This window comes from Micromonospora sp. NPDC005710 (genome assembly GCF_040630995.1).
Taxonomy (GTDB): Bacteria; Actinomycetota; Actinomycetes; order Mycobacteriales; family Micromonosporaceae; genus Micromonospora.
Genome location: NZ_JBEXYP010000034.1, coordinates 1 through 16,359, shown reverse-complemented (window position 1 = coordinate 16,359; position 16,359 = coordinate 1). Strand labels below are relative to the sequence as shown.

General features: G+C 72.4%; 15 protein-coding genes. 10 read left to right on the top strand and 5 right to left on the bottom strand.

Annotation, left to right across the window (positions count from 1 at the left end; all coding sequences use genetic code 11):
* The first annotated feature begins 21 nt into the window (after positions 1-21).
* Entirely contained in the window at positions 22-819 is a 798-nt protein-coding gene (locus ABZ406_RS29260) for a tyrosine-protein phosphatase (RefSeq protein WP_357768497.1), read from the top strand.
* Here ABZ406_RS29260 and ABZ406_RS29255 read toward each other — a convergent pair.
* The 3 genes from ABZ406_RS29255 to typA form a co-directional block, all read right to left on the bottom strand.
* Positions 788-1,489 carry a lysoplasmalogenase gene (locus tag ABZ406_RS29255; RefSeq protein WP_357768495.1) on the bottom strand — a complete coding sequence of 234 codons (702 nt, stop codon included), beginning with the start codon at positions 1,487-1,489 and terminating at the stop codon, positions 788-790. The two genes, ABZ406_RS29260 and ABZ406_RS29255, sit on opposite strands and share 32 nt — an antisense overlap.
* A 77-nt stretch (positions 1,490-1,566) precedes the next feature.
* Positions 1,567-2,418, bottom strand: coding sequence for a serine hydrolase (locus ABZ406_RS29250; RefSeq protein WP_357768493.1), 852 nt, complete (start codon positions 2,416-2,418; stop codon positions 1,567-1,569).
* Positions 2,419-2,532: 114 nt separating this feature from the next.
* Positions 2,533-4,401, bottom strand: a complete 1,869-nt coding sequence (typA, locus tag ABZ406_RS29245) for a translational GTPase TypA (protein ID WP_357768491.1) — start codon at positions 4,399-4,401, stop codon at positions 2,533-2,535.
* Between the two features lie 133 nt (positions 4,402-4,534).
* On the opposite strand from typA, the gene ABZ406_RS29240 reads away from it, so the two are divergent.
* Together ABZ406_RS29240 and ABZ406_RS29235 are read left to right on the top strand one after the other, a co-directional pair.
* Entirely contained in the window at positions 4,535-5,956 is a 1,422-nt protein-coding gene (locus ABZ406_RS29240; RefSeq protein WP_357768488.1) for a DedA family protein, read from the top strand.
* Positions 5,957-5,991: 35 nt separating this feature from the next.
* The gene (locus tag ABZ406_RS29235) at positions 5,992-6,867 is read left to right on the top strand and encodes a transglycosylase SLT domain-containing protein (RefSeq protein ID WP_357768486.1); all 876 of its coding nucleotides are present in this window, start codon (positions 5,992-5,994) and stop codon (positions 6,865-6,867) included.
* A gap of 45 nt (positions 6,868-6,912) precedes the next feature.
* Here ABZ406_RS29235 and ABZ406_RS29230 read toward each other — a convergent pair whose 3' ends face one another.
* Positions 6,913-9,039 (bottom strand): efflux RND transporter permease subunit, encoded by a 2,127-nt coding sequence (locus tag ABZ406_RS29230; protein ID WP_357768484.1) that lies wholly within the window; start codon positions 9,037-9,039, stop codon positions 6,913-6,915.
* A gap of 123 nt (positions 9,040-9,162) precedes the next feature.
* Here ABZ406_RS29230 and ABZ406_RS29225 point away from each other — a divergent pair, with 123 nt between their 5' ends.
* The 5 genes from ABZ406_RS29225 to ABZ406_RS29205 all read left to right on the top strand — a co-directional run bounded on the left by ABZ406_RS29225 (position 9,163) and on the right by ABZ406_RS29205 (position 14,355).
* Complete coding sequence (locus tag ABZ406_RS29225) at positions 9,163-9,678, top strand: MarR family transcriptional regulator (RefSeq protein ID WP_357768482.1); 516 nt, start codon at positions 9,163-9,165, stop codon at positions 9,676-9,678.
* A gap of 3 nt (positions 9,679-9,681) precedes the next feature.
* The gene (locus ABZ406_RS29220; RefSeq protein ID WP_357768480.1) at positions 9,682-11,361 is read left to right on the top strand and encodes a CocE/NonD family hydrolase; all 1,680 of its coding nucleotides are present in this window, start codon (positions 9,682-9,684) and stop codon (positions 11,359-11,361) included.
* A 158-nt stretch (positions 11,362-11,519) separates the two neighbouring features.
* Positions 11,520-12,395 (top strand): hypothetical protein, encoded by an 876-nt coding sequence (locus ABZ406_RS29215; RefSeq protein ID WP_357768478.1) that lies wholly within the window; start codon positions 11,520-11,522, stop codon positions 12,393-12,395.
* 107 nt (positions 12,396-12,502) lie between these two features.
* On the top strand, positions 12,503-13,078 hold the full coding sequence (locus ABZ406_RS29210; protein WP_357768476.1) for a helix-turn-helix domain-containing protein: 576 nt from the start codon (positions 12,503-12,505) through the stop codon (positions 13,076-13,078).
* Complete coding sequence (locus ABZ406_RS29205; RefSeq protein ID WP_357768474.1) at positions 13,075-14,355, top strand: MFS transporter; 1,281 nt, start codon at positions 13,075-13,077, stop codon at positions 14,353-14,355. The genes ABZ406_RS29210 and ABZ406_RS29205 overlap by 4 nt, the downstream gene beginning before the upstream one ends.
* A 49-nt stretch (positions 14,356-14,404) precedes the next feature.
* Here the strand turns inward: ABZ406_RS29205 and ABZ406_RS29200 are convergent, their stop codons facing one another.
* Positions 14,405-14,608 carry a cold-shock protein gene (locus ABZ406_RS29200; protein WP_007462771.1) on the bottom strand — a complete coding sequence of 68 codons (204 nt, stop codon included), beginning with the start codon at positions 14,606-14,608 and terminating at the stop codon, positions 14,405-14,407.
* A gap of 193 nt (positions 14,609-14,801) precedes the next feature.
* Between ABZ406_RS29200 and ABZ406_RS29195 the strand changes: the two genes are divergently transcribed.
* On the top strand, positions 14,802-15,485 hold the full coding sequence (locus tag ABZ406_RS29195; protein ID WP_357768472.1) for a 50S ribosomal protein L11 methyltransferase: 684 nt from the start codon (positions 14,802-14,804) through the stop codon (positions 15,483-15,485).
* Between the two features lie 100 nt (positions 15,486-15,585).
* Positions 15,586-16,194: a VTT domain-containing protein gene (locus ABZ406_RS29190; RefSeq protein WP_357768470.1), complete on the top strand. Its 609-nt coding sequence runs from the start codon at positions 15,586-15,588 to the stop codon at positions 16,192-16,194.
* Positions 16,195-16,359 lie beyond the last annotated feature (165 nt).

Below are 16,359 nucleotides of genomic sequence, written 5' to 3'. Positions count from 1 at the left end.
CACCGCGTGAGGGGAGACCGAATGAGCGGGCAGGACTGGGATCTGGTGGGTGCACCGAACGCGCGCGACCTGGGTGGGCTCGTCGGCGCGGGCGGGCGGCGGGTCCGCGTCGGCCAGTTGATCCGTACTCCGGCGCTGGGTCGGCTGACCGACGAGGACCTACCGGTGCTGGCGAAGCTCGGCCCGGCGTGCGTGGTCGATCTGCGCGCCCCGGCGGAGATCGCTGTCGCCCCGGAGGACCGCTTCGCCGGTCAGCCACGGGTGGTGCGACTGCCGGTGCACGACCCGGAGCACCCGGTCTTCACGTACGTCTCGGCGGTGCTGCTCGGCCACGACCTGGACGCGTACGCGGAGCTGGCCCGGCAGGGCACAGCGGGAGCGATGGCGGCGATCTACCGCTGGTTCGTCACGGGTGGGTCGGCGCGGGCGGGTTTCGCCGAGGCGGTGCGGCTGGCGGCCCAGCCGGAGAACCTCCCGCTCGTCTACCACTGCTCGGCCGGCAAGGACCGCACCGGTTGGCTGACCGTCATCCTGTTGACGGCGCTCGGGGTGGACGAGGCGGCGATCCGCGCCGACTACCTGCGCAACAACGAGCTGACCGAGAGTCTGCGGGCGGTGATCGTCGAGGCGATGCGACGGCGGAGTCCCGAGCTGGACGTCGACGCGGTGCTGCCCGTGCTGGAGGTCCGCGCCGAGTACCTCGACGCCGGTTACGCCGAGGTGCGTCGGGTGCACGGCTCGTTCGACGCGTACCTGCGTGACGGGTTGGGGCTCACCGACGCCGATGTCAGGGCGCTGCGGGCGCAACTGCTGGAGTGACGGGTGCGGCGGGCGGGGTGCCGGCGCGGGCGACCCAACCGGTGACGATCAGTGCCTGACCGGCGGCGTAGGTCGCCATGACCAGTACCGGCGCTCCGGTCGGCTGGGCCACCTCGGCCACCCCGGCGGCGATCAGCAGGTCGGAGCCGAGAAACAGCGCGGCGCCGAGACCGACCCGCCAGCCCTGGGTGGTGGCGGTGCTGGCCATGGTGGCCAGCGCGATCGCGTAGCCGGCCACCGGTACGGCCAACCCGACGTCGGTGAGCCCCGCCCACATCCAGGCCAGCGCGGCGACGGTCAGCAGCGCGTACCCCAGGGGAACGGCGACCAGCGGCGGGCGACGCAACGCGGCAGCGGCGCCGTGTCGGGTGAAGGCCGCGACGTAGCAGAGGTGTGTGCCGAGGAAGCAGGCCATGCCCGCGATGAACCAGTAGATGCTATCGATCATCAAGGCGATGTCGCCGCCGGTGGCGAAGGCCAGCGCGGCGAGCATCAACCGGTCTGGTCGGGCCGCGCGTTCGGCGCTGACCCGCCAGAGGTACGCGGCCAGCAGCGGCATCAGCAGCGGTTTGGTGAGCAGGAACGCCAGGCCGTTGCCGGTGGCGTTGGCCAGCAGGTTCGCGGCCGTCACGATGAGGAAGGCGATCAGCACTGTGCGACTGCGGGGCATCGGCGGCTCCGGGGTGGGGGTGCGAGCAGCCTAGCCGGCGTCGGTGGATGCCAGGCCTGGCCGTTGCGGCCGTCGGGTCAGAGCTGGTGGCGGGCCGCCCAGACCTGTGCCGAGATGTGCGCGAGCAGCAGGCAGGCGTCGTCCTCCACCTGGTCGTCGCCCCCGGCCAGGTCGGTGGTGGTGCAGACGGCGATCAGGTACGGCGGGGCGTCGTCGGGCAGCACCACGCCGGCACCGTGGCGGACGCCGCGTACCCAGCCGTTCTTGTGCGCGATGCGGGTGCCCTCGGGCAGGCCTGCGGCGAGGTCCTCGCGGTGTTCCTGGGCGAGCAGGACGTCGAGCATGGTGCGGCAGGCCGACGGCGAGGCGAGCGGGCCGGGTGTCTCGGCCCCGGTGGCCAGGGCGTCGAGCAGGGCGGCCAGGTCGGCGGCGGTGACGGTGTTGGTGATGCCGGCCTCGCGGGCGGCGAAGTCCTCGATGCCGCGGCCGGTGACGCTGGTGCGGGCGCCGCCGAGCGCCCAGACCTCGGCGACCGCGGGCAGCCCGACGTGGCCGAGAACGAGGTTGGTGGCGAGGTTGCTGGACCGAACGATCATCCGGTCGGCCAGCCAACGCAGCGTCGCGGTGCCGCCGATGCGGTCCCAGACCGCGTCGTCGTTGTCGTAGGGCCGCGCGCAGGCGAAGCGGGGTGCGCCGGGCTGGGCGGAGTCGAAGTCGTTGACGACCGGAACCGGGGCGTCCAGGTCCAGGGTGCCGGCCTCGGCGGCGCGGTGCAACGCGGCGAGCACCGCCACCTTCATGGTGCTCGCGGCGTAGTGGGCGGCGTGCGCGTGCCGGGTCCAGGTGGGCGGCGCGTCGAGCCGCCCCACGTACGCCGAGACGGTGCCGGGCACCCGGTCCAGGTGGGCGTCGAGATCATCCCAGGTCATGCCGGTGACCGTAGCGGATCACCCGGGGGCGGGCCCCGCGTACCCGTCGGGGGACAGCGAACGGGCGCGCCGGCCGCAAGCGGCCGACGCGCCCGGTGTCGGGTGCTGGTGGGGTCAGCCGGCGTGCTTGCGGCGGGCGGTGGCCCGGCCCCGCAGCTGCTGGTCGAGCACCACCTTGCGGATGCGCACCGTGGCCGGGGTGACCTCGACGCACTCGTCCTCGCGGCAGAACTCCAGCGCCTGCTCCAGGGTGAGCTTGCGCGGCGGGACCAGCTTCTCGGTCTCGTCGGAGGTTGACTGCCGCATGTTGGTGAGCTTCTTCTCCTTGGTGATGTTGACGTCCATGTCGTCCGAGCGGGAGTTCTCCCCGACGATCATGCCCTCGTACACCTCGGTGGTCGGTTCGACGAAGAGCTGACCGCGCTCCTGCAGATTGGTCATCGCGAAGGCGGTGACCGCGCCGGCCCGGTCGGCGACGAGCGAGCCGTTGTTGCGGGTGCGCAGCTCGCCGAACCACGGCTCGTACGACTCGAAGACGTGGTGCAGGATGCCGGTGCCCCGGGTGTCGGTGAGGAACTCGGTGCGGAAGCCGATCAGGCCGCGCGCCGGAACCAGCCACTCCATCCGGATCCAGCCGGTGCCGTGGTTGACAAGCTGCTCCATCCGACCCTTGCGGGTGGCGAGGAGCTGGGTGATCGCGCCCAGGTACTCCTCCGGGGCGTCGATGGTCAGCCGCTCGACCGGCTCGCAGGTCTTGCCGTCGATCTCCTTGGTGACGACCTGCGGCTTGCCGACGGTCAGCTCGTAGCTCTCCCGGCGCATCTGCTCGACCAGGATGGCCAGCGCCAGCTCGCCGCGACCCTGCACCTCCCAGGCGTCCGGCCGCTCGGTCGGCAGGACCCGCAGCGACACGTTGCCGACCAGTTCCTTGTCGAGCCGGTCCTTGACCATCCGGGCGGTGACCTTGGAGCCCTTGAGCCGGCCGACGAGCGGCGAGGTGTTGGTGCCGATGGTCATCGAGATGGCCGGCTCGTCGACGGTGATCAGCGGCAGCGCCACCGGGTTCTCCGCGTCGGCGAGGGTCTCACCGATCATGATCTCCGGGATGCCGGCGACGGCGATGATGTCGCCCGGGCCGGCGGTCTCGGCCGGCTTACGCTCCAGGCCCTCGGTCATCAGCATCTCGGAGATGCGGACCCGCTGGGTGCTGCCGTCGGTGCGGCACCAGGTCACCGTCTGGCCCTTGTTGATGGTGCCCTGCCGCACCCGGCACAGCGCCAGGCGGCCGAGGAACGGCGACGCGTCGAGGTTGGTGACGTGCGCCTGCAACGGGGCGCCGTCCTCGTACGCGGGGGCCGGGATGGTGTCCAGCAGAGCGCGGAACAGCGGCTCCAGGGAGGTGCTGTCGTCGGGCACCGAGCCGTCGGCGGGCTGGGTCAGCGAGGCGATGCCGTCGCGGGCGCAGGCGTAGACGATCGGGAAGTCGATCTGCTCCTCGTCGGCGTCGAGGTCGAGGAAGAGCTCGTAGGTGTCGTCCACGACCTCCTTGATCCGGGCGTCCGGACGGTCCACCTTGTTGATCACCAGGATGATCGGCATCCGGGCCCGCAGCGCCTTGCGCAGCACGAAGCGGGTCTGCGGCAGCGGGCCCTCGCTGGCGTCGACGAGCAGCACCACACCGTCGACCATGGTCAGGCCGCGCTCGACCTCACCGCCGAAGTCGGCGTGACCGGGGGTGTCGATGATGTTGATGGTGACCGGGTCGGAGCCGTCCGCCGGCAGGTAGCGCACGCCGGTGTTCTTGGCCAGGATCGTGATGCCCTTTTCCCGCTCCAGGTCCCCGGAGTCCATCACCCGCTCGGTGTTCTCGCCCCGGGCGCCGTACGCCCCGGCCTGCCGCAGCATGGCGTCGACCAGGGTGGTCTTACCGTGGTCGACGTGAGCGATGATGGCGACGTTGCGGAGGTCGGTGCGAAGCTGCATACCCTCTATCCTTCCGCCTGCGCTCGCGCAGGCTGCGTCGGGGTCACCCCCAGGTGCCCCTGATCTATGGTGAAACCGCTGTGCCGGTGGTTCCCGCGGCTGGCATGCTGGCTCCCGTGTCCCGGGGGCCTGAGTGCACGACCTGCTGACCTGGGTGCAGGGTCTGCCCACCCTGTGGATCTACCTGGTCGCCGCGCTGATCGTGGCGGGCGAGACCGCGGTGATCTTCGGCCTGCTCGTGCCGGGTGAGGCTACCCTGCTGCTGGTCGGCTTCCTCACCTACAACGGTACCTTGCGGCTCGGGCCGGCGCTGCTCGCGATGATCGTCGCGGCGGTCCTCGGCGATGGGCTGGCCTTTCGCGCCGGACGGCGGTACGGCTCCCGGCTGCGCGCCGGGCTGGGTCACCGCGTCGGGCCGCAGCGGTGGGCCCGCGCCGACGCCATGCTCGCCCGTCTCGGTGGGCGCGGGGTGTTCGCCGCCCGGTGGGTGGCTTTCGCCCGCACCCTGGTGCCCCGGCTGGCCGGTGCGGCAGGCATGCCGTACCGGCGGTTCGCCCTGTGGAACCTGGCCGGGGTGGTGACCTGGGTGGGCGGCTCGGTGCTGCTCGGTCACCTCGCCGGTGAGTCGTACGACACGGTCTCGCGGCTGCTCGGCCGGGCCACCGGGGTGGCGTTCCTGCTGCTGGCCGGCATGGTGGGGGTGGTGCTCGTCGGCCGCTGGCTGGGTCGGAATCCCGACCCGGTGCGCGCGCTGCTGTCGCGGGCCGGCGCGTTGCCCCCGGTGCGGTGGCTCACCGCCCGCTACGGGGTGCTGTTCTTCCTGGTGGCAGTGCGGATCGGCCCGGCCTGGACGCTGTTGCTCAATCTGGCCGCCGGGCTGCTGTTGCTGTTCGCCGCCGGGCTCGCCATCGCCGCTCTGCTCGCGGTGGCGGTGCGCAACAGTGGGCTGGCCGCGCTGGACGGCGCCGTCGCGGGGTGGTTCGCCGACCGGCGTACCCCGGACGCCGCCGACGCCACGCTCGTCGTGGTGTCGGTGGTACGCGGGTCGGTGTTGATCCTGTTGGTGGCGCTGGTGGCGGCGGTGCTGGCGTGGCGCAACCGACCCTGGCGGGCCGACCTGCTCAGCGTGGTCGGCACCGTGGGCGCGTTCGTGCCGTTGGTGGTGCTGGCGGTGGTGGCCGAGCTGACCAGCCCGAACGGGACCGCTCCGGGCGGCGGTGAGGTGGCCGCACTCTCGACCCAGAACGCCGTGGTCGCGGCGAGCTTCTGCACCCTGGCCTGGCTGGTGTCGCGCAGCGCCCACTGGCCGGTGGCCGTGGCCGCCTGGACCGCCGCCGCGGCGGGGGTGCTCGGGATCGGCGGCGCGCGGCTCTACCTGGGGCTGGAAACGGCGAGCGGGACCGCTGCCGCGGTGCTGCTCGGGGTGCTCTGGACAGTGGTGTTCATGGTTGCCTGGGCGACCCGGGACCGGGCGGTCGGCAACGGTCAACCCTCGGTGGACGAGGCCCCCCGGCCACCGTCGCAGGGGCAACGCCGGCCCGTCGAACCTTGTTAGGGTGCGACGACTGTCACACGGGGGAGGCAACGGCAATGGTCCGACGGTCTGTTCGCCTGGGTGCCGCTGTGCTCGCCGGGCTCCTCCTGACGAGCGCGCTGGTCGGCTGCGCCGGCGAGGGGCAGAGCCCGTCGGGGCCGGCCGCCCCGGTCGTCGTCACCGACGGGCCGACGGACGCCCCGTCCGACGAGGTCGGTGGGCAGCCGAGCCCGTCGCTGAGCGCCGTGGAGGCGATGGGTTCCGCGCCGAGTCGTCGCGCGACCCCGACACCGAAGCCGACGAAGAAGCCGACCAGCGCGGCGCCGAAGCCGCGCGCGGTGGCGAAGCCGCCCACCGAGACCGAGGTGCCGCCGGCGCCACCGAAGCCGGCACCGAGCTCCTGCAAGCCGACCTACAAGGGCAGCCAGGCGACCCGGGCCGAGGTGAAGGCGGCGCTCACCGATGCTGCCGACCGCACCTACTGGCCGGTCTCGGCACCGGACATCACCATCCCACTCACACTGCTCAAGGCCACCGCCTGGCAGGAGAGCGGGTGGCAGTCCAACATCTACGCCTGCGACGGCGGGGTCGGGTTGTTGCAGGTGATGCCGGACACCGCTACCTGGATGAACCAGCGGTTCGAAAAGAGCTACGAGATCGACTCCTACCGGGACAACGCCTATCTCGGCGCCACGTACCTGGCCTGGGCGACGAAGTACATCGGCGACATGTACTTCGAGTCAGACTTCCGCCTCGACCCGGCACTGTGCACCAGTGAGCTGAATTCTTGCCTGCTCAACGCGGTGATCGCCGCGTACAACGTCGGGCACGGCGCGGTGGCGCGGGAGGGCCGGCCGCTGGCCATCCCGAACCCGTCGTACGTGCGCAACGTGCGGGCGCTGATGACCGAGTGCGTCTGCCTGGCGTACTGACCTCGTCGGGGCCGTGCCGGACTGGCCACGGCCCCGACGAGTCGGTCAGTCGCGCGCGGCGGCCGGCTCGGGCGAGCGCTCGGTGGCCGGCGCTCGTTCGCTGGTGATCCGGCCGGGCCACCAGAAACGGTCGCCGAGCAGGAACGCCAGCGCCGGCACCAGGACCGTGCGGACCAGCAGGGTGTCGAGCAGCACACCGATGCAGACGATGATGCCGATCTGGGTCAGGGTGATCAGTGGCAGCACGCCGAGCACGGCGAAGACCGCGGCGAGCAGCACTCCGGCGCTGGTGATCACACCGCCGGTGACCCGGAGGGCGGAGAGCATCCCGTCGCGGGTGCCGGCGCTGCGGGCGTCCTCCCGGGCCCGGGTGACCAGGAAGATGTTGTAGTCGACCCCGAGCGCCACCAGGAACACGAACGCGAGCAGCAGCACCCCGCTGTCCAGGGCGGGGAAGTCCAGCACGTGGTCGAAGAGCAGCCAGGCCGCGCCGAGGCTGGCGAAGAACGACGCGATGACGGTGAGGACCAGCAGCAGCGGCGCGAGAAGGCCGCGCAGCAGGAGCACGAGCACGCCGCCGACCAGAAGCAGGATGATCGGCAGGATGAGGCGTAGGTCCCTGTCGTTCGCCTCGTCGGAGTCGTAGGTGGCGGCCACGGAGCCACCGACGATCGCCCCGGACGGGGCGTCGGCGCCGGCGGTGGCCGGCGGCGCGGAGTCGGGCACGGCGGCGACGGCCGCCCGCAGCGCCTCGATCGCCCGATCCGAGGCGGTGGTGCCGGGTTCGGCGTCGAGGACCACGTCGATCTGGGCGACGGTCGTGCCGGCGTCGCCGGGGCGCGCCGAGGCGACACCGGGTACCGCGGTGGCGGCGTCGGTGACGGCCCGTACCGCCGCCGGGGTGGTGATCACGGCGACGGGTTGGGTGCTGCCGGCCGGGAAGGCCCGCGCCAGGGTCTGTGCCCCGGTGACCGCCTCGGGCTGGGCCCGGAACTGTTCGGTTTCGGACAGGCCGGTGCGGATGCCCAGCCCACCCAGTGCCAGGCCGCCGAGCAGCAGGGTGGCCAGCGTGGCGACCACCACCGGGCGTCGTTGTACGGCCGCGCCGAGTCGACCCCAGAGGCGACCCTCGCGGACCGGCCCACCCACGCGCGGTACGAATGGCCAGAACAGGCCGCGACCGAAGAGCACGAGCACTGCGGGGAGCACGAACAGGGCCGAGAGCATGGCGAAGACCACGCCCGTGGCGCAGGCCACGGCCAGCGCGCGGTTGGTTTCCTGCTCGCTGAGCAGCAGGGTGAGGACGCCGAGCACGACGGTGCCGCCGCTGGCCAGGATGGGCTCCGCGGTGCGGCGCAGCGCGGCGCGCATCGCCGCGAACCGGTCCTCCTCGCGGCGCAACTCCTCCCGGTAGCGGGCGATGAGCAGCAGTGCGTAGTCGGTGGCGGCGCCGAAGACGAGCACGCTGGCGATGCCGGTGACCTGACCCTGCTGGAGGTTGATTCCGACGCCCGGCACGATGACGTCCACCGCGCGCAGGGTGAGCTGCTCGGTGGCGGCGACCACGACCAGCGGCACGATCCACAGGAACGGGCTGCGGTAGGTGATCAGCAGGAGCAGCGCGACCACGGCGGCCGTCACCGCGAGCAGTGTGACGTCGGCGCCGTCGAACACCGACGAGAGGTCGGCGGTGAAGGCCGGGGCGCCGGTCACCTCGGCGGTCAGCCCGTCGGGCAGGTCCGCCAGGGCGGCGCGCAGCTCGGTCACCCTGTCGGTGACGACCTCCTGCCCGCCGGCGGTGTCCAGCGGCACGGCGACGAGGGCCACAGTGCCGTCCGGGGAGACCTGGGCGGGGCTGACCTGCTCGCCCACCGCGAAGCGGCGCAGGTCGGCGGCGCGAGCGCCGACGGTGGCCCGGTCGGCTTCGCTCAGCGCGCCGCCGTCGCCCCGGGTGACCACCACGATGGCCGGCTGCACGTCGCGCGACGGCAGTTGGTCCTGGAGACGCTGCACCTGGGTCGACTGCCACTGCACGGACAGGCCGGTGGCGGAGACCGGCGCCGGGTTGTCCGGCTGGGGCGTTCCGAAGACGGCGGCGCCCACGACGATCGCGGCGGCCACGGTGAGCCAGGCGGCCAGGCGGCCACGGGCGACTCTGGTGAACACAGACATCAGATGACCCCAAGGTCTTTCGGAAGCCGAGTATCTTGATGGCCGAGATTATCCAGCGCTGCTCTATGCTGCAACCCGAGGAACCGACGACGGGAAGAGCGGCGCGAGGTGGCGACTCACGGCATGTACCGACGGCGCGACACGCGCCGCGAGCAGCTGGTCGCGGAGATCACCAACAACCTCCGGCGGTATGCGTCGGACGCCCAGCAGGTCGGCCACGCCTTCGCCAGCCAGCACGGCCTCAACCCGACCGACCTGCAGGCGTTGATCGCGGTGATGGACGCCGAACTCCTCGGTGACCCGATCACTCCCGGCCGCCTCGGCGAACAGCTCCACCTCTCCTCCGGCTCGGTCACGGCCCTGATCGACAGGCTGGAACGCGCCGGGCACATCCGCCGTGACCGGGACACCGCCGACCGCCGCAAGGTGCTGCTGCACTACGCCGACCAGGGTGCCGCCCTGGCGATGGAGTTCTTCCAACCGCTGGGCGCCCGCACCGACGCGGTGATGGCCCGCTTCGGCGAGGACGAGCTGGAGGTGGTGCACCGGTTCATGGCGGAGATGAGCGAGTCGCTGCGGGGGCACCGCGACGTGGTGCGCGCCGCCCGGCCGGAGTCACCCCGCCGACCGACGGGCTGAACGGTGCCGGACCGACTCGTGTCCCGCCTCGCCGGCGCCGCGCTGCGCCTGCCACCGACCCGCCCCGGCCCGGTACGGGTCACCCGTGAACTGGCGGTACGGGCCCGGGACGGCGTGGTGCTGCGCACCGACCACTACGCCCCCGCCGCCGAAGGCGCGCCGACCGTATTGATCCGCACCCCCTACGGGCGCGGTGGGCCGCTGCGGCTGCTCGGCCGGTTGCTCGCCGCCCGGGGTCGGCACGCGGTGATCCAGTCGTGCCGGGGCACCGGCGGCTCCGGTGGGACCTTCGCCCCGCTGGTGCACGAGCGGGACGACGGCGTGGACACCCTGGACTGGCTGCGTCGCCAACAGTGGTGGTCCGGGGAACTGGGCATGTTCGGGGTCAGCTACCAGGGCTTCGCGCAGTGGGCGCTGGCCGCCGACGCCGGTGACGAGCTGCGGGCGATGGTCGCGGTGGTGACCGCGTCGGCCACCCGGGACTCGACGTACGCGGGGGAGTCGTTCGCCCTGGACACCGTGCTGACCTGGGCAGAGCTGCTGCACGCGCAGACCGTGCCGTGGCTGGCCCGGCAGTGGGAACTCAAACGTGGCCAGCCTCGGCTGTCCGCCGCGCTGGGGCACCTCCCACTGGCCGACGCCGACCGGGTGGCCACCGGGGTGACCATCCCGTTCTTCCAGGAGTGGCTGCGCCACCACACCCCGCAGGCCGCGTACTGGCGGACCCGGGTCTTCGCCGACCGGGTCGCCCAGGTGCGGGCGCCGGTGGTCATGGTTACCGGTTGGCACGACATCTTCCTGCCCGCCCAGCTCGACGACCACGCCGTGCTGCGCGCCGCCGGCACACCGTCGCGCCTGGTGATCGGCCCCTGGACGCACGGCAGCCCGGGACTGTTCGCCGCCGCGCTGCGCGAGGGGCTGGCCTGGCTCGACGAACACCTGCCGGCCGCGCCTCGACCGCGTCAACGGGCACGGTCCGCCGCGTCGCCCGTCCGCCTGTACGTCAGCGGTGCCGGCGAGGGCTGGCGGGACCTGCCGGACTGGCCCCCACCGGCGGTCGAGACCGCCTGGCACCTGCAATCAGGTGGTGGCCTGGCGGCCCGCCCACCTGTCGCGGCACCGCCGGACGAGTTCCGCTACGACCCCGTCGACCCGACCCCGTCACTGGGTGGGCCACTGCTCGTCGCAAAGCGGGCCGGCCCGGTGGACAACCGGAGCGTCGAGGCCCGCTCCGACGTGCTCACCTACACCAGTGCGCCGCTGACCGGGCCGGTCGAGGTGATCGGTCCGGTCCGCGCCGAGATCCACGTCCGCAGCGAGCTGGCGTACCTGGACGTCTTCGTTCGACTGTGCGACGTGGACCGCCGGGGTCGCTCGTGGAACGTGTGCGACGGCCTGGTGCGGGTCACCCCCGAACGCTTCCCGGCCGATCCAACCGGGGCGCTGCGGATTCCGGTGCCGCTCTGGCCGACCGCGTACCGGTTCGCCGCCGGGCACCGCCTGCGGGTGCAGGTCTCCGGTGGCGCCCATCCGCGGTGGGCCCGCAACCCCGGCACCGGTGAACCTCTCGGCGCGGCGGTGACGCTGCGTGCTGGTTGGCGGCAGGTCCTGCACGACCCGGCCCACCCCTCGGCGCTGCTGCTGCCGATCGTCCACTCTGCCCCGGCGCAACCTCCAATCTGAACAAACCCATCCTGAGCTGGGCGTTTGTCCAAAACGCGGGCTATGGTGGAGTCAACGCCCGGCGCCGTGCACCAGTAGACCGGGCCCGCCCAAAGCCCAGCACCGCGTACGCGGTGTGACGTCGTGCCCGGTCCCCACCTCTCCGAAAGGGGGACCCCATGACCCGGGCCCCGGCCAATCTTCTGGCCGTCCGAAATCTGCTCCTCACCCACCTCGACAACGCCCCCGGCCCGGACGACCTGGACCCGGGCGAGGTCGGCATCGTCGGCGACTCGGCCCACCGGGGCGGCTACCACTGTGGATCAGACCGGGTGGTCGTCAACGACTACTCGGTGGTCGAGTCGCCCAGGGACCGGGCCGGGCTGACCCTGGACGCGGCGGCGCTGGACGTCGGTGGGTTCGAGGTCCGATCCGGCGGCCGTACCAACACCCTGGCCAGCTTCTCGGTCTGGTGTGTCGCGCAGTGCGCGGCCAACGCGGCCGACACCCGGGACATCCGGGAGATCATCTACAGCCCCGACGGCACCACCGTGAAGCGGTGGGACCGTCTCGGCAAGCGCACCACTGGTGACAGCTCACACCGCTGGCACACCCACTTCAGCTTCTTCCGCGACGCCACGAAGGCGGGTCGCGACCAGCGGCCCCTGTTCCGCCGCTACCTCAGCTCCATCGGACTCCTGGAGGACGACGACATGACCCCCGAAGAGCACAACTGGCTCGCCACCGTCCACAAGAACCTGACCGTGCTGGACGGTCGCAACCCGGTCGGGCAGATCTACACCCGGATGGCGATGGGTGAGGACGCCACGGTGCCGAACTACAAGCCGGCCCACCCGACCCTCAGGTCGCTCGCCCTGCAGGTGACCGCCCTGCAGGCCGCGCTGACCGAGTTGTCCAAGCGGGACTTCACCGACGAGGAGGCGATCATCCAGGGCGTGCTGGCCGGGCTGACGCCGGAGGAGATCGCGGCCGCGATCCCGCCCACGATCGCCAAGCAGGTGGCCGACGAGTTGGCCCGCCGGCTCGTCGCCTGAGCGAGGGGCGGCTCTCAGCCGCCGGGCCGCCCCTCTTGACGCAATCCGCAACGACTGTTGGGCAACAAGTGTTGCGCAACAGTTGTTGCGGATGTCAGGCTGTCGGAATGGACAGCCCCGACGTACGCCAGGTCACCGACTCCCGAGTGCTGGCCGCCATGTCCCACCCCCTGCGCCGGCGGCTGATGGACGTGTTCAAGGTCCACGGGCCCTCCACCGTCGGCATGCTCGCCGAGCGCACCGACCAGGCCCCCGCGAACGTCAGCCACCACCTCAAGGTCCTCGCCGCCGCGGACCTGGTCACCGAGGCGCCCGAACTGGCCCGGGACCGGCGCGAGCGGTGGTGGCGCCTGGTCACCCGAGGGCTGCGCTGGTCCAACACCGACTTCGACGCCGACCCGGCCTCCCGGGCGGTCGCCGACGCCGCCACCTCGCTCAACCTCGACCGGCACGTCTCCCTCGCCCGGGCCTGGCACGCCGCCGACGAGAGCACCCAGGCCACCTGGAACGACGCGCCGTTCTCCACCGACCACTGGCTTCGCCTCACACCCGAGGAACTGGCCGAGCTGAGCCACGAGATGATCGACCTTCTCGCGCGCTGGGCCGACCGGGAGTCACCCGACGACGACGCCGAGCGCAGGCCGGTCTTCGTGTTCGTGCACGGCGTACCGGCCCGACCGTGACCAGCGTCACCCGCGACGATCCCACCGACGTCCGGCCGACCGGCGGGCTGCTGCGCCACCGCGACTTCCGACTGCTCTGGGCAGGCCAGGCGGTCAGCAGCGTCGGCAGCAACGTCACCACCGTCGCGCTGCCCCTGGTCGCGGTCGCCGTTCTCGACGCCGGCACCTTCCAGGTGGCGGTCCTCACCGCCGCCGCCTGGCTGCCCTGGTTGCTGATCGGTCTGCCGGCCGGCGCGTGGGTCGACCGCCTACCCCGCCGACCGGTGATGGTGCTCTGCGACCTGCTCTGCGCGGTGGCCTTCCTCAGCGTGCCGCTGGTTGCCCTGCTGGGCCGCCTCACCGTCGCGCAACTGCTGCTGGTCGCCCTCAGCGCCGGGGCCGCGCGGGTCTTCTTCGAAACCGCCGACCAGGTCTACCTGCCGGTCCTGCTGCGCCCGGGGCAACTGCCCGAGGGCAACGCCAAACTCCAGGCGACCCAGACCGTGAGCTACGTCGTCGGCCCCGGCCTCGCCGGTCTGATCGCCCAGCTCACCGGTGCCGTCGCCGCGCTGCTCCTGGACGCGCTCACGTTCCTGGTCTCCGCGGTGCTGCTGCTGCGCATCCGCACCCGCGAACCACGCGTACGCCGCTCGGAGCCGTCCCGATCGCTGCGCCGGGACATCACCGAGGGGCTGCGCTTCGTCGTCCGGGACCCGTACCTGCGGGTGCTCACCGTCTTCGGCGCGGCCAGCAACATCGGGTTGACCGGCTACCAGGCCGTCCTGGTGGTCTTCCTGGTGCGTGACCTGCGTCTCGAACCGGGCCTGGTGGGCGGGCTCGTCGGCGTGATGAGCGCCGGTGGGATCATCGGAGCGCTGCTGGCCACCACTGTGGCCCGGCGCTGCGGCACCGCACGGGCACTGCTCGTCGCGGGGGCGCTCACCGGCCCGCCCGCGCTGCTCATCCCCCTCGCCGCACCCGGCGTCGGGCTGGCCTGGCCGGCCCTCGGCGGTCTGCTGATCGGCCTGGGGGTGGCCATCGGCAACGTGGTCAAGGGTGCCTTCCGGCAGACCTACACGCCGCACCACCTGCTGGGCCGGGTGACGGTGAGCATGCATTTGCTCAACTACGGCACGATCCCGCTGGCCGCCGTGCTGGCCGGAGCGATCGGCGCACGCTACGGAGTCGGAACGGCAATCATCGGGATGACCGCCTGGCTGGCGCTCACCCCGTTGATTTTGTTCGTTGGGCCAATCCGGAGGCGGCGGGACCTGCCCGCCGCCCCGGTGGCGTCTTGAGTGCGCTGCGACGGCGGCCGGAGAACCGACCGCCGTCACCGGCACGGAGCTACATCGGGCGGACGTTGTCCGCCTGCGGACCCTTCTGCCCCTGGGTCACCTCGAACTCGACCTTCTGGCCCTCGTTGAGCTCCCGGTAGCCGCTCGAGGCGATGGCGGAGTAGTGGACGAACACGTCCGGCCCTCCACCGTCCTGCTCGATGAAGCCGAAGCCCTTTTCCGAGTTGAACCACTTAACCGTGCCGGTTGCCATGCGTCTCTCCCTGTTCAAAGCGGCTGACCCTCGGCCTCTGGCCGATGATCGCCCGTACCTGTTCGACAGTAACGGGCAAAACCCCGATCCGCTGGCCGAAGTGCCGTAGGTCTTTTACTGAACTCGGGTGAACTCTGCGCGGCGGCATGTGAAACCCGCCCCGATCAACCGCCGCTGGGGCATGCTTGCGCCGATGAGGGATGCCGCAGCCGACGCACTGACCGAGCTGGAACGCGAGATTAACGCACCCGGCGCCGGTCTGGACCGGCTTCGGTTGATGCCCACCCCGTTCGTCCCCGAGGTGCGGCTGTACCTGGCCGAGGACGCGATCGTCTGGTGGGCCCGGATGGAAGCCGCCGCCGGGCACGCGCTGCCGGCGCCCTACTGGGCGTCCGCCTGGGCCGGCGGGCAGGCCCTGGCCCGCCACCTCCTGGACCACCCGGAGCTGGCCGCCGGCCGCCGGGTGCTCGACCTCGCCGCCGGATCCGGGCTGGTGGCCATCGCCGCAGCGCTCGCCGGCGCCGCCGAGGTCATCGCCAACGACATCGACCCGTACGCCGTCGCCGCCGTCGCCCTCAACGCCCGCGCCAACGATGTCGCCGTCGACGCCACCGGGGACGACCTGCTCGACAGCGCAGACGCGAAGGTCGACCTGGTGGTCGCCGGGGACGTCTTCTACGACCGCACGATGGCCGACCGGATGCTGCCCTTCCTCCAGCGGGCCGCCGCCTCGGGTGCCGACGTGCTCGTCGGCGACCCCGGCCGCGGTCACCTACCGACGGACCGCCTGAGCGTGCTGGCCGACTACCCGGTGCCCACCACCGAACCGTCTGTCGACTCGTCGCTCCGCCGCGTGCAGGTGCTGCGTCCCGCCTGAGCCGACACCCGACTCAGGGGCGACCCCGAGGCGGATACCAGGGGTCACTGGGGGTCACGACCCGATGTCCCCACCGGCGTGTCGGCCATAGCGTCGACGCATGACGCAATGGCTGGCCCAGATCGGAGAACTACCGGTTCTGCTGCTGATGGGTGCGCTCGGGCTCGTCATGCTCTTCGACGCCGTACCCCTGTTGGGTGTTCTCATCCCCGGCGACGTCGCGATCCTCGCCGCCGTCGGCGTCGGCCGCCCGAGCACCGGGCTGGCCACCTTCACCGCCGTGCTCGTCGGCTGCCTGGCCGGCTGGTCGATGAGCTTCCTGATCGGCCGTCGCTACTCCGACCGACTGCGCCACAGCCGCGTCGGAGGGTGGATCGGCGAGACCCGCTGGGCGGCGGCGGAGGGCATCCTGCGCCGCGGTGGCGGCCGGATGATCGTCGTCGCGCCGTTCCTGCCGGTCTTCAACGCGTTGCTGCCACTGGCCGCCGGTGGGCTGCGGATGTCGTACCGCCGATTCCTCGGCTGCGCGACGATCGGCGCGGCCGCCTGGGCCGGTCTCTACCTCGCCCTGGGCACCGCGTCACGGTCGGTGGCCGGGCTGCTGCCGGGCGACCCCAGCCCACTCGTGGTCACGATGGGGGTCGGGCTGGTGCTGGCTTCCGTCGCGTTGCTGGGGGCACGGCGGCGGTTGTTTACCGTCGTCGGCTGAGCTTTTCTCTCCGGGGGGACGCTGGGGCCGGGTTGCGGCGGGTGGGGGCCCGCCGTGCCCGGCTCCGGGCGGTCATGGTTGAGCGGGGGTTGCGGTGGTGGGGCGGGGGCCCGCCGTGCCCGGCTCCGGGCGGTCAAGCTTGATCCCTGCGCCGGGCACGGCGGG